Origin of the sequence: Actinokineospora baliensis, assembly GCF_016907695.1 — a bacterium.
GTDB lineage: Bacteria > Actinomycetota > Actinomycetes > Mycobacteriales > Pseudonocardiaceae > Actinokineospora > Actinokineospora baliensis.
This window is the reverse complement of record NZ_JAFBCK010000001.1, coordinates 5,135,146-5,148,770: the sequence shown is the minus strand read 5'-3', so window position 1 is coordinate 5,148,770 and position 13,625 is coordinate 5,135,146. Positions and strand designations below refer to the sequence as shown.

At 70.9% G+C, this 13,625-nt stretch carries 10 protein-coding genes; 4 read left to right on the top strand and 6 right to left on the bottom strand.

All coding sequences use genetic code 11. The annotated features are described in order from the left end of the window. The first annotated feature begins 80 nt into the window (after positions 1-80). Positions 81-2,294 (top strand): FG-GAP-like repeat-containing protein, encoded by a 2,214-nt coding sequence (locus JOD54_RS23385; protein WP_204453152.1) that lies wholly within the window; start codon positions 81-83, stop codon positions 2,292-2,294. 121 nt (positions 2,295-2,415) lie between these two features. After that, complete coding sequence (locus JOD54_RS23380) at positions 2,416-6,690, top strand: P-loop NTPase family protein (protein WP_204453150.1); 4,275 nt, start codon at positions 2,416-2,418, stop codon at positions 6,688-6,690. Here the strand turns inward: JOD54_RS23380 and JOD54_RS23375 are convergent. The 5 genes from JOD54_RS23375 to JOD54_RS23355 form a co-directional block, all read right to left on the bottom strand. Next, entirely contained in the window at positions 6,680-7,906 is a 1,227-nt protein-coding gene (locus JOD54_RS23375; protein WP_307860230.1) for an RNA polymerase sigma factor, read from the bottom strand. The genes JOD54_RS23380 and JOD54_RS23375 overlap by 11 nt on opposite strands. A gap of 1 nt (position 7,907) precedes the next feature. Next, entirely contained in the window at positions 7,908-8,252 is a 345-nt protein-coding gene (locus JOD54_RS23370; protein ID WP_204453146.1) for a YciI family protein, read from the bottom strand. A 122-nt stretch (positions 8,253-8,374) separates the two neighbouring features. Further along, positions 8,375-9,121 (bottom strand): tetratricopeptide repeat protein, encoded by a 747-nt coding sequence (locus JOD54_RS23365; protein WP_204453144.1) that lies wholly within the window; start codon positions 9,119-9,121, stop codon positions 8,375-8,377. 519 nt (positions 9,122-9,640) lie between these two features. Next, positions 9,641-10,006: an ATP-binding protein gene (locus tag JOD54_RS23360; RefSeq protein ID WP_204453142.1), complete on the bottom strand. Its 366-nt coding sequence runs from the start codon at positions 10,004-10,006 to the stop codon at positions 9,641-9,643. A gap of 56 nt (positions 10,007-10,062) precedes the next feature. Next, entirely contained in the window at positions 10,063-11,025 is a 963-nt protein-coding gene (locus tag JOD54_RS23355; RefSeq protein WP_204453139.1) for an NAD(P)-dependent alcohol dehydrogenase, read from the bottom strand. Positions 11,026-11,091: 66 nt separating this feature from the next. On the opposite strand from JOD54_RS23355, the gene JOD54_RS23350 reads away from it, so the two are divergent. Together JOD54_RS23350 and JOD54_RS23345 are read left to right on the top strand one after the other, a co-directional pair. After that, positions 11,092-11,778, top strand: coding sequence for a TetR/AcrR family transcriptional regulator C-terminal domain-containing protein (locus JOD54_RS23350; RefSeq protein ID WP_307860229.1), 687 nt, complete (start codon positions 11,092-11,094; stop codon positions 11,776-11,778). Between the two features lie 3 nt (positions 11,779-11,781). Then, complete coding sequence (locus tag JOD54_RS23345) at positions 11,782-12,156, top strand: MmcQ/YjbR family DNA-binding protein (protein WP_204453137.1); 375 nt, start codon at positions 11,782-11,784, stop codon at positions 12,154-12,156. On the opposite strand, the gene JOD54_RS23340 is transcribed toward JOD54_RS23345, so the two are convergent. After that, positions 12,080-13,567 carry a flavin-containing monooxygenase gene (locus JOD54_RS23340; protein ID WP_307860228.1) on the bottom strand — a complete coding sequence of 496 codons (1,488 nt, stop codon included), beginning with the start codon at positions 13,565-13,567 and terminating at the stop codon, positions 12,080-12,082. The two genes, JOD54_RS23345 and JOD54_RS23340, sit on opposite strands and share 77 nt — an antisense overlap. Positions 13,568-13,625: the final 58 nt, after the last annotated feature.

The window sequence follows — 13,625 nt, the reverse complement described above, 5'->3', positions numbered from 1 at the left end:
CGAGTAGCTGTTCGCCATTCCCACCGCGCGCAGCCGATCCATTTCTCGTCGCATGGTGAATCCTGAGAAGGGAATCCTCTGTGAGACTGCGAAGAATCTTACCGGTGCTGGTCGCCTCGGCCGCGATCACGGTCGGCGCGCCCGCCGTGACCTCGGCGGCCCCGGTGCACCGGGACCAGCCGGTGGTGTCCGACCCGGTGGTCGCGGCGATGGGCCGAGACCTGGGCGTCACCCCGGAGCGGGTCGCGCCGCGGCTGGCCAAGGAGGCCGCCGGGGGCAGGCTCGAGCAGCGCGTGCGCCAGGAGGTCGGGGCCGCGTTCGCGGGTGCTTGGCTCGACTCCAGCACCGAGCTGGTGGTGGCGGTGACCGACGAGGCCGCGGCGAGGACCGCGCGACTGGCCGGTGCGAAGACGACGGTCGTGCGCTGGGGTGCCGACCAGTTGGCGGCGGTCAAACGGGCGTTGGACGCGAAGCGCTCGGTGCCGGACGCGGTGACCGGCTGGTACGTAGACGTGTCGAGCAACAGCGTGGTCGTGACCGCGCTCGCCCCGGGCGCCGCGGACGTGCGGGCGTTCGCCGGGACCGCGCCGCAGGTCAGGGTGGTGCGCGCGGCGGAACGCGCCCAGGTCCTGCACGACGTGCGCGGCGGCGACCCCTACTACTTCAACGGCGGGTCCCGCTGCTCCATCGGGTTCTCGGTGCAGGGCGGCTACGTCACCGCGGGCCACTGCGGAACGGCCGGAACCGCGACCAACGGGTTCAACCAGGTCGCGCAGGGCGCCGTCGAGCGGTCGAACTTCCCCGGCGATGACATGGGCTGGGTGCGCACCAACGCGAACTGGACGCCGCGGCCGGTGGTCGTGAGCGGATCCAGCACGGTCACGGTGCGCGGCTCCACCGAGGCGGCCATCGGCGCGTCGGTGTGCCGCTCCGGCTCGACCACTGGGTGGCGCTGCGGCACCATCCAGGCCAAGAACGAGACCGTCAACTACCCGCAGGGCACGGTCCAGGGCCTCACCAGGACCAACGCCTGCGCCGAGCCGGGCGACTCCGGCGGCTCGTGGTTGACCGGCGACCAGGCCCAGGGGGTCACCTCCGGCGGGTCGGGCAACTGCTCGTCCGGCGGCACCACCTACTTCCAGCCGGTCAACGAGATCCTGCAGCGCTACGGGCTGACCCTCACCGTCGACAGCCCGCCCCAGCCGCCCGTCACCCCCGCCGACAGCGGCAGCGTCACCGGCGACTTCACCGGTGACGGCAAGGCCGACGTGCTCTCCCTCTACGACTACGGCGACTCGACCACCGGCCTGTGGGTCTTCCCGGGCACCTCGGGCAGCGGCGACACGGCCGCCTCGCCCTACCGCGCGTGGCTCAGCGGCCCGGGCGGGTGGACGGCGTCGCGCGGCAAGATCACCACGGGCGACTTCACCGGTGACGGCAAGACCGATCTGCTCGCCCTCTACGACTACGGCAACTCCGTCACCGGCCTCTGGGTCTTCCCCGGCGCGACCGCGCAGAACCCGACCTCGCCCTACCAGGTCTGGCTCAGCGGCGCGGGCGCGTTCACCTGGGCGAACACCAAGATCTCGGCGGGTGACTTCACCGGCGACGGCAAGGCCGACGTGACCGCGATCTACGACTACGGCGCCTCCACCACCGGTCTGTTCATCTTCCCGGGCACCAGCGGCTCCACGACCGGCCCGTACCGCGCGTGGCTCAGCGGCGCAGGCGGCTTCACCTGGTCCAACACCAAGATCGCGACCGGCGACTTCACCGGCGACGGCAAGGCCGACGTGGCCGCCCTGTACGACTACGGCGCCTCCACCACGGGTCTGTTCATCGCCCCCGGCACCGCGGCCACCGGCGACTCGGCGTCGCAGCCCTACCGCGTGTGGCTCAGCGGCACGGGAGGTTTCACCTGGTCGAACTCGAAGATCGCCGCAGGTGACTTCACCGGCGACGGCAAGTCGGACGTGACGGTGCTCTACGACTACGGCGCCTCCACGTCGGGCCTGTTCGTCTTCCCCGGCACCGGTGGCAGCGCGAGCTCGGGGTACCGGGTGTGGCTCAGCGGCGCGGGTGGCTTCACCTGGTCGAACGCCAAGATCACCTCAGGTGACTTCACCGGCGACCGCAAGGCCGACGTGGCCGTGCTCTACGACTACGGCGCCTCCACCGCGGGCCTGTTCATCGCTCCCGGCACGACCGCGACGGGCGACTCGGCGAGCTCGCCGTACCGCGTGTGGCTCAGCGGCGCGGGCGGCTGGGACTGGAAGAAGGGGCAAGTGGCGTAGTGCTTGAGGGGCTGGGACCGCACGCCGGTCCCAGCCCCACCGCCCGCACTAGGTGAAACGTCCGGACGGCAAGATCGGATACGACACCGGGGACCAGCGGGCGAGAGGAACACCCGGCACGATGCGAGCTTGGCTGTTCGCCGCGACAGTGACGGTCGTACTGACCGGCGGCCTGTTCCTGCTGGGAGTCGCCCAGAACGGCACCCTGAGCATGCCGGAGCTCATGCGCGCCGACTCCCCCGTGCCCGGCCCGGTGTTCGCCGTGCTCGCGGTCATCGCGGTGGCCGTCCTCCTGCGCCGCCTCCGCACCTGGTTGACCAGTTCTGACGACCTCACCCTCGAGGCCGCCATGGACTTGGTCGCACCGCCCGCGCGCGACACCCTCCCCCAGCACTACATCGACCAGACGACCGACACCCCGAGCCCGGATCTGCTCGACGAAGTGCTGACAACCAAGACTTACCGCTTGGTCGTCGTGTCCACCTCCTCCCGCGTGGGAGCAGTCTCGGCGGCAGACCGCATCGCCGAAGCGTTGGAACAGGGGCGCGATGACACCGGTCCGGTCCCCTTCGCGGTGTCCGCGGCCGAGTGGAACCCCACGCGGACCGGCTTGTCGGAGTGGCTCCACAAACGACTCGTGGAAGCGACGCCCCGGCTGTCGGCAGCGATGGCACAGCGGTTGGTCGTCGAGAACCGAGTCATCCCGATCCTGTACGACCTGCCCGTTGAACACCACGCCGCGCTGGCTCTCGCGCTGATCCGCGGTCCACTGCGGGTGATCGTGACCACCCCGGCGGTCCTGTACCCGACCACTGTGGACAGGTCGCAGTCGCACCGGCTGCAGGTGGCTCCCGCGCCCGCCGCTACCGCGGACCGGCACATCGGCGAGCACACAGAAGACGACCCGCGGTGGGACGAGGTACGCGCGGCTCTGGAGTCCACTCCAGCAGGCCAGGTGTTGCGCACACCGACAGGCATGGACCTCGCTTTGACCCGCTATTCGGCGGCGGGCACGGTGCCTGCGGAGTTGCTGGACACCACGCGGTTCCCCACGGAGACCGCGGTACTGCGGCACCTGCTCGACCAGACCATCCTCGCCGCTGTCCCCCGGCAGCCGGACAGCCCCTCGGTGCCCGACGAGCTGGCGTTGCAGTGGATCAGCTGGCTGGCGGCGGCACGGGGACATCGCGACTTGACGTGGCGCATCCTCAACGCGGCATCCGGCTGGGCATACGCCCTCATCGGTCTGGTCATGGCGGCTGTCGCGGGCCTAGGAGTCGCCCTCTCGACCACAGCGGCAGAAGGTGCCTACCGGTTTTCGCTGGTGACCGTCGCTGTGGTTGTCGTCGGAGGCACTATCGCCGCCGCGGCGCGAACGCGCCCTCGACTGATCTCTGACGAAAACAGCGAACCCGGAGCGTCTGCCCTGTTGCTCCTGGGCTGGACGCAGTTGGCTTCCACAGCGCTGCTGGGCCTCGCAGGCCCAGGCAGGTTCCCCTCGTTCCTGCTCTACACCATCCCGGTCACAGGTCTTCTGCCACTGGTGCTCCTGTGGGGCATCACTCTGTTCTGGCCCCGCCAGAGGGGCAACCCTGTGTTCGAGGCTGGAGCGAACGCCGCGATCGGACTCATCGCCGCATCGCTGGTCACGTTCGTCCTATGGGGCGGGGCCGAGAGCTACTTGTTGTGGTTGATGCTGCTGTGCCCCTTCGCGGTCGCGGCCACCGCCCGAACGTTGGTGTTCCGCTACGTGTTGGCCGTATTCGCGCTCGGCGCACGAAGCAGGATGCCGTGGCACCCATTCGATTTCCTGGACAAGCTCGTCCGCCAGGGGCTCTTGGTCGACAAAGGTGCGAACTGCCGGTTCCGCTTCCCCGAGCTCCAGGAGCGGGCAGCCGCGCACGGCGCCAGTGATCCACTGCCAACCGAGCGCTCCGACACAGCGGCCACAGACGCCATCGCCGACCAGGCCGAGCAGTTGACCGCGCGCGCCTTCGAACGCGCGGATGTGCGGGCTATCGTCGACTCCACCGGCATCGCCGCCTTGGAGGAGGAGGTAGTCGCGCTCGTCGCGAACGAGCGCGAGGCCATCGCGACCGCGACTGCCGCATCGCGCTCGAGGTTCACCGAGGCGAAGGGCCGCTACCGGAAGCGGGTTGTGTTCCCTGCGGTGGTGGCCTTCTCCGGCGTCACCTCGATCCTGGTGCCGATCAGCGTGGCGGTCGCCACGGTGGCGCTTCTGATCCCCGTTCTCGGCGTCGACTACCCGCTGGCGAAGGCGGGCGCGTTGGGACTCGCGCTCGGGGCTGTGACGCTCTTCGGTGAGCGGTTCGCCCGAATCACCACGTTGGGGAAGCACTCGTCCGGCGCGAACAGACTCTTCTCCGTACTCGACCGAGCACCGGTACCCCGACAGATCGCCGCATCGGTGCGCGGGCTGCGGAGGTTGCCGCACTACCCTCGGCTGAGCCCTGTCGGGTGGGCTGCGGTGTCGGTGCTCCTGGCCAGCCTGGTGGTGCTGGCGTTCAGCGCCGTACGAGCGATCTGGCCCGGGATCGCCACGGCGTGGTGGCAGACGGCGCTGGTGGCTTGCGGTGTCGCGCTGGTGGCCGGGTTGGCCTGGTGGGGAACCAAGTCGCAACGAGACCGGTCGTTCGCGCTGCGCTCGGACTCGCCCGCTGACTGGCCCGCGGTTGGGGACAGTGCGCGGCGGGACGCTGTGGTGGCGTACGAGGAGTGGCAGCTGGCCCTGGTCGACCAAGGCGTGTTGCCGCTGGTGCGGACTCGGCTGTCGCAGTTGTCCGAACCGTCCTACGACACCGCGCTCCCACCGGCTTCGGTGGCCAACCTCGGCGATCTCACCGAACGGGCGCAGTTCGTGCCGACCGAGACCAGTGCGCGGTTGGAGCGGATGCTGGCGTCGATGTCCAGTGGGGCTATCGGCATCAGCGGGGGTCGCGGTGTCGGGAAGAGCACGCTGTTGCGGATGCTCGGCGAGCGCAGTCTGACCGGCCCGCGCGCCCTGTCGCTGCGGGTGGACGCCCCGACCAACTACCAGAGTCGTGACTTCCTGGTGCACCTGTTCACGCGGGTATGCGAGGAGGTGATCGGGCCTGACCGCGACACCGGCCGGTCGCGGCCCTCTCGGCGGCAGGTGTGGTGGTCGCTGGCCGTCCTGCTGCTGGGTGGTGCGGTAGTCGCGGGGGCGTTGTTGTGGCCCAAGCCGGTGGAGTGGGTCACCTGGTTCGTGGGCGACCTGCGCCTGCCGGTGATCATCGTCGGCGGTCTCATCGTGGTGGCGCCGCTGGTGTTCCTCGCGGTGGTGCGCGTCCGGTGGACTCGCGCGAAGCGGCCGCCCGATGTGGTCCAGCGGGCGCGGGTGCACCTGGAGGGCCTGCGCTACCTGGAAACCACCTCGACCGCCCGCACGGCCGCGGTCAAGCCGCCTGCGTGGGTCGAGCTGAGCAGAGCGAACACCCGCCAGCGCGCCGCGCAGGCCAAGACGTACCCGGAGCTGGTCGCGGAGTTCCGGTCGTTCCTCGGTCACGTCGGGCTCCGGCTGCGTGGTGGTCCCGATGGCGCCGACAGCCGGATCGTGATCTGCGTGGACGAACTGGACAAGATCGCCACCGCCGTCGACGCAGAGCGGTTCATCAACGACCTGAAGACCGTGTTCGGGGTGGAGGGCTGCTTCTTCCTCGTCGCGGTCTCCGAGGACGCGCTGGCCTCGTTCGACCGGCGGGCCTTGGCTGTGCGCACGACCTTCGACTCGGCGTTCGAGACCGTGATCCGCGTCGACCGGTTCAGCCTGGACTTCACCAGGCGCCTGCTCGTGCAGCGCGTGCTGCGGCTGCCCGAACCGTACGTCTGGTTGTGCCACGCCCTCTCCGGTGGCCTTCCGCGCGACCTCAACCGCACCGTCCGCCAGCTCTACGACCTGCGGTCCACCGGGACCGGGGACCAGCTGCCGGACCTGGCCACCGCCTTGGTCGACCTCGACCTGCGGACCGTCGTGCGCGGCCAGCTCACCCGGGTCAGCGGCCGGGTCGACCCCGGCACGGGCGCCCTGGTGCAGTGGCTCTCCCGCGGTCTCTCGGTCGAGCGGACCTCGGCCGCGCTCACCGCACACGCCAACGCGGTCCCCTTGCCCGACCCGGCGAACCCGCACCACGACGACCTGCTCCACCTCGCCCAGCAGACCTCGGTGTACCTCCACTACACCGCGACCCTGCTGCGCGCGTTCACCGAGGACCTGCCTTCGGTCACCGCTGCCCTCCGCGACACCGACGCCGCCGCGATCGCCGACCTGGCGGACTGCCGGACACACCTCTCGACAGACCCCGCCCTCGCGCTGGAACACCTCAACACCAGTCGCGCGGCGCTGGTCAGTCCTTAAGGGCGTCCAAACGGGACTGAAGGAGGGCGCGGTCGGGTTCGGTCGCCGCGTGGTTGAGGGCGAGCTCATAGGCGGCGATGGCTTCGTGGCGACGGCCGAGGCGGGCCAGGAGGTCGGCCCGGGCGGCCAGGTACGGGTGGTGGTGACGCAGGCGGGGCTCGCCCGCGAGGTCGTCGAGGAGGGACAGGCCCTCCGCAGGACCGTCGCGCATGGCGATGGCGGCGGCGCGGTTCATGGCGATGATCGGCGACGGGACCAGGACGTGGAGGACGTCGTAGAGGGCGACGATCTGGGGCCAGTCGGTGGTGGTGATGTCGGCGGCTTCGTCGTGCAGGGCGGCGATGGCCGCTTGCACGCCGTAGCGGCCGGGCGGGCCTGACAGAGCTTGGGGCAACAGGGCGAGGCCCTCTTCGATCATGGTGCGGTCCCAGGCACCCCGGTCCTGGTGTTCGAGCAGGACCGGCATGCCCTCTGGTGTGGTCCGCGCGGCTCGCCTGGCGTGCACCAGCAGCATCAGCGCCCGCAGGCCGATGACCTCCCGGTCGGGGAGCAGGCGGGCCAGGACCGTGGTCAGCCGGATGGCCTCTTCGGCCAGGTCGAGGCGCTGCAGGTGCGGGCCGGAGCTGGCCGCGTAGCCCTCGGTGAAGATCGAGTACAGCACCTGCAGGACCCCGGGCAGCCGAGCCGGGAGTTCATCGGCGTCGGGCACCCGGAAGGGGATCCGGGCATCGCGGATCTTGCGCTTGGCCCGGGTGATCCGCTTCGCCATCGTCTCCACCGGCACCAGGTACGCCCGCGCCACCTCGGGCGTGGTCAACCCGGCCAGGCAGCGCAGCGTCAACGCACCCCTGTCCTCTTCGGCCAACGCCGGGTGCGCGCAGGTGAAGAAGAGCTGGAGGCGGTCGTCGGGCATCCCCTGGGCGGGCGCTGGCGGTTCGGCACGCTCGGCCTCGACCTTCAGCTCCGCCAGCCGTGCGGTGTAGGTCCGGTCGCGGCGAAGGCGGTCGACCGCTTTGCGCCTGGCCGTGGTCATCAACCACGCGCCCGGGTTCGGCGGCACCCCGTGCTCGGGCCAGTGCGCCAGCGCCGCCTCGACCGCCTCGGAGGCGGCCTCCTCGGCCAGGTCCAAGTCGCCGAACCGGCGGGCGAGGGCGGCGAGCAAGCGGCCGTGCTCCTCGCGGAACACGGCCGCCACCGCCGCTCGTTCGTCGACCACCTCAGAACTCGGCGATCGGCCGGACCACCACCGACCCGCTGCCGAGCGCCCCGGGGCACCGCGCGGCCCAGTCCAACGCCACATCCAGATCGGGCACGTCGATGACGTAGAACCCGCCCAACACCTCCCGCGTCTCCGCGAACGGCCCGTCCGTCACCACCCTCGTCCCGTCCGCGCCGACCCGCACCGCCGTGGCCGTCACCAGATCAGCCAACGACTCCCCCGACACGAAGATCCCCGCGTCCTTGACCTGTTTGTCGTAGACCATCCAGTCCTCGACAGTGCACTCCGCGGCCCCACCACTGGCGTCGACCGAACCCGCGTTGATCAGCAGCATGTACTTCACCAGAGCACTCCTCCACCGTCATCTCCCACCCGGTGAGTATCACCGGACGACACCACTACGAGCGGGACCCCGCCAGATGGACACCCGGCCGAAACTTTCTTCTCGGGTCTTCCCGGTGCAGCTCAGGTGCCATCCGCGTGGTCTGACAGGCGTTCGAGGTGGACCAGGAGGGCGCTGTTGTCGGCATCCCGGAAGGCAGCGGCCGCTTCCGCCCAGCAACGGCGGGCATCGTCGGCCCGGCGGCTCTGCCAGAGGTCGAGACCGAGGTTCACCCAGGCGACGCCCTCGCGGGCTCGGTCCCGCAACCACCGCCGTTGGGCGACGGCGTGGCGGTGAGCGGTGATGGCCGCGTTGAGCTTCCCGGCCCGGCGCAGCGCGGTTCCCAGGTTGTTGGTGGCGGTCGCCTCGCCGTGGGGGTCGGCCACCTCCCGGTAGCGGCGGATGGCTGTGCGGTGGGCGACCTCCGCCTGGTCGAACTCGCCCACCGCACGCAGGGCCAGGCCGAGGTTGTCGCACGCGGTGGCCAGGCCACGGCGGTCGCGCAGCCTGGTCATCAGCACGACCGCCCGTCGATGCGCGGTGACAGCGTCGCAGGGTCGACCTCCCTCGCGCAGGGCGAGGCCGAGGTTGTTGCACGCGATCGCCTCGCTGTGCGGATCGCGTGCGCGTTGGGCCAAAGCACGGGCACGTTCATGGGTGGCGATCGCCTCGGCGAGCTCGTGCAGACGAGCCAGGGTGACCCCGAGGCTGCTCCACACCATGCTCTCCCGCGAGGACTCCCCCATGTCCCGGTACACCGCCACCGCGTTCAAGTGGGCCTGGTGCCCGAGATGCACGTCCGCCGCGGCGTGCGCCGCGACGGTGGCCACCCGCACCCCAATCGACGACGTGTCGACGCCACGACAGGAAAGTGGTCAAAGCTTGGGCGAGGCGAACACCCAACGCGGTGTGGCCAGCACCGATGCCCCACCCCACTGCTGCAACCAGGTTCGCGTGCTCGGCATCGAACCAGGCCAGTGCCTCCGCGCGGTTCGCGAACCACGCGGGGACGTAGCCGCCGTCCCAGGCGCGCAGGTGCTTGCGGATCAGGTCATGGGCACGCCAGCGGCGGTTGACCCGGGTGAGCAGGTGCAACAGCCATGCCGCATCCGAGTTTCGGCCCACCAGCCGGTCGATCGAGGCGCCGAACACCGTGGCCAGAGCGGTTTCACCGTGTGCGAATGCCGAGCTGTCGGCCCAGCGAGTTCGGCGGCCAGGTCCCGGGCGGGGTGAGGAGCCTGGCGGCGATCTGTACGCCAGCCGTAGGCCACCCCAGCTCATTCAGACCAGCGTCGCTACCAGGCCCGTGCGATGGCCGGTTGAACAGGACAGCGGAGGCGTCAGGGTCTTTAACATCGAGTGGGCTCCGGGCGGGGTTCAAGGTGTCCCGGGCGGGATCGCCACCCGGGGCATACCGCCTGGCCCCTGGTGTCCAACTCGTGCAGGACCTCCTTGCCGATGCCACCCATCCCGGCCACAGCCGACAGCAACACCGGGCCCGGGGGTGTGGCCGGATCGAGGAGGTCGAGCAGACGGCGGATCTCCTCGTCGCGGCCGACCAGTCCGGCGGCGGCCTCGGCGGGGCGGACCGCGGTGACGATCGCGACGCCGCCGGAGCGCAACCCGTGGTGGTGCACCCCTCCGGTGATCGTCGCCGCCTGGACCACCACGCCGCTGACCTGTCCGCGTGCGGTGTTGGCTACGAAGTCGGTCACCGGACCATGATCTCCTCCCTTCTCGGGAAGAGGATCAAGCCACCGCGCCTGCCCGCCTAGATCACGACCACGACCTTGCCGCGGACCTTGCCGTCCTGCATCTGCTGGATCGCCGCGGCTGTTTCCTCCAGTGGGTACGTCCGGTCGATCGGCGCGAAGATGGTGCCCGTGGCGGCCAGGGTGGCGAGTTCCTGGAGGTCCTCCTGGCGTTCCGCGCTGACCTGGCCGAGGAGCTTCTGGGAGATGAACAGGGACATCAGGGGTGCCCAGAGGGCTCGCTGGAAGCCGCCGAGGATGCGGCCGCCGGTTTCGCTGCCGACGATGACGGCGTGACCGCGGGGGGTGAGGGCTCGGCGGAGGGTGCGGAGGGTGCGGTGGCCGCCGGTGTCGATGATGACGTCGTAGGGGCCGCCGATGGGGTCTTTGGTGTAGTCGAGGACCTCGTCGGCGCCCAGGGATCGGACCAGGTCGACCTTGGCCGTGGAGCACAGGCCGGTGACGTGGGCGCCCCGGGCTTTGGCGACCTGCACGGCGAAGGCGCCTACTCCGCCGGAGGCGCCGATGACCAGGACCTTCTGCCCCGCTTGGACCTTCGCGCGGTCGCGGACCGACTGCAGCGCGGTCAGGCCCGAGATGGGGAGCGCGGCGGCCTGGACCGGGGTCAGGTTCTCGGGGCGGGCGACGAGCTTGGCCGCCTTGGCGCGGGCGAACTCGGCGAAGGAGCCCTCGCCGATGCCGAAGACCTCGTCGCCCGGGCTCAGGGTGGTCACCGCCGCGCCGACGGCCTCGACCCGGCCCGCGAGGTCGCGGCCGCGGACGGGGGTCTTGGGCTTGCCGAGGCCGGTCGCCATGCGGACCGGGTACGGCATACCCGCCATGAGGTGCCAGGCGCCGCGGTCGACGCCCGCGGCGTGCACCCGCACCAGCACCTCGTCGGCGGCGATGACGGGCTGGTCGATCTCGGCGACCCGCAGGACGTCGTGGGCCTCGCCGTACTCGTCCTGGACGACCGCGCGCATAACTGCTCCCTTACGTTGTAAACTTACGCGGTAAGAGTGTTACTTACAACGTAAGGATGTCAAGTCGTGGCTGAGAAGCGCATCAGGCTCACCCGTGACCAGGTACTCGCCGCCGCCGTGCGCCTGGCCGACGCCGACGGCATCGAGGGCCTCACGATGCGCAAGCTCGGCCGCGCGCTCGGCGTCGAGGCGATGTCGCTCTACCACCACGTCGCCAACAAGGACCAACTGCTCGACGGCATCACCGACCTGGTCTACGCCGAGATCGGCCCGCCCGCCGACACCGGCTGGCGCGACGCGATGCGGACCAGGGCGTTCGCCGTGCGCGCCGCCATGGCCCGCCACCCGTGGGCGCTGCGGCTCGTGGGGTCGCGCCCCGCCCCCGGCCTGGCCACCATGCACCACCACGACGCCGTCCTGGGCGTCCTGCGCCGGGCCGGGTTCTCCCTCGCGCTCGCCGCCCACGCGTTCTCCCTGCTCGACGCCTACATCTACGGGTTCGCCACGCAGGAGCAGAGCCTGCCCTTCGACTCCGGCGAGTCGCCCACGGAGCTGGCGCAGGAGATCCTCGCCCACTTCCCCACCGACCAGTTCCCGTACCTGGCCGAGATGACCGCCCGCTACGTCCAGGACACCGACTACACCTACGCCCAGGAGTTCGACTACGGACTCGACCTCATCCTCGACGGGCTCGAGCGGGCCCTGGCTGTCGGTGGGCCTACCTATACTCCCGGCGGCGAGGCAAGGGAGTAGGGCATGGCGGTGCACAGCAAGGACTTCTTCACGTTCGTGGGCGGGCTGCCCGAGGTGATCAGGGGCGAGGGGCCGACCTACAGCTCGTTCAGCGTGGCCGGGCGCAAGTTCGGCTACCACTGGCCGCAGACCCAGACGGTCGGCCTCAAGCAGACCCTGTCCGAGCAGCTGGCGCTGGTCGCCGAGCGGCCGGAGGTGTTCGAGGTCCAGTTCACCGCAGGAGGGTTCGGCTGGGTGGTGGTCGACCTGGCAGGCATCGACCTGGTGGAGCTGCGGGAGCTGGTGTTCGAGGCGTGGCGGCTCACCGCCCCGGAGGAACTGGTCGCGGCCGCGCCCGATCCGGCGACCCGGCGCGGCCGAACGCCATCTCGCGGGTGATCGGCGTGCGGCGCAGCGTCATCGTGTCCAGCGCGTAGTTCATCGTCGGCCGCCACGGCAGCCGGGAGCACTGCCTGGGCAGCTCGTCGAGACCGCGGCGGATGTAGCCCGCGGTCAGGTTGGTGAACGGCTCCTCGGTGACCCCGGGCGGCGGCGCGGACGGGGTCGCGGTGTCGTACCCGTGGTCGGACATGTGCCGCAGCAGCCGGGTCAGGTAGCTCGCGACGAGGTCGAGCTTCAACGTCCAGGTGGCGTTGGTGTAGCCGAGGACGTAGACCATGTTCGGCACCCCGGCCAGCATCATGCCCAGGTAGGTCATCGTCTCCGTCGTGCGGACCGGCCTGCCGTCGACGGAGATCTCCGCCCCGCCGAAGAGCCCCAGGTTGAACCCGGTGGCGGTGACGAGGATGTCGGCGCGGACGGTGCCACCGGAGGCCAGGTGGATCACGTCACCGTCGAACCCGGCGATCGTGTCGGTCACCACCTCGGCCGCGCCGGAGCGCAGCGCGGCGAAGAAGTCGCCGTCGGGCACCATGCACATCCGCTGGTCCCACGGCCCGTAGGTCGGGTTGAAGTGCGTGTCGACCGGATAGCCCGGCGGCAACGCGGCCGCGGTCGCCTTCCGCAGGAACCGACGCATCAGCCGGGGCCTGCGCTGGCTGAGCTGGAACAACGCCATGGCCAGCGCGATGTTGCGCCACCGCACCAGCCGGTGCCCCAGGTCGCCGGGCAGCACCCGCGCCAACCGGGGCGCGAGGCGGTCCGCCGACGGCAGCGAGACCACGTAGCTCGGCGAGCGCTGCACCATCGTCACGTGCTCGGCGTCGCGGGCCAGCGCGGGCACCAGCGTCACCGCGGTCGCGCCGCTGCCGAGCACCGCGACCCGCTTGCCCGCGTGGTCGAGGTCGTCTGGCCAGTCCTGCGGGTGCACGACCCGCCCGCTGAACCCCGCCAGCCCCGGCAGCTCCGGCCGGTGACCGCCGTCGTAGCGGTAGTACCCGCCGCACATCAGCAGGAAGGAACACGCCATCTCGACCTCGGCGCCGCCGTGCGCGACCCGCAGCACCCACCGCGCCCGCTCGCTGTCCCAGTCGGCCGCGATCAGCCGGTGCCCCAGCCGCACGTGGTCGAGCACCCCGTACTCGACGGCGGTGGACCGCACGTAGTCCAGGATCGCCGCGCCACCGGGCATGGTCTCGGCCCTGGTCCACGGCCGGAACCGGTAGCCGAGGGTGTGCATGTCCGAGTCCGACCGCACCCCCGGATAGCGGAACAGGCTCCACGTGCCGCCGATCTCCGCGCGCGCCTCCAGCACCGCGTACCGGGTCCCCGGCCGCTCCCGCTCCAGGTGACAGGCCATCCCGATCCCCGACAGACCCGCGCCGACGACCACCACATCCAGCTGCTCCACGGCGGACAAGCTTGCCCGCAGCGCCCGATCGGGGCCAGTCGAGATCAGCTGGCGGGGA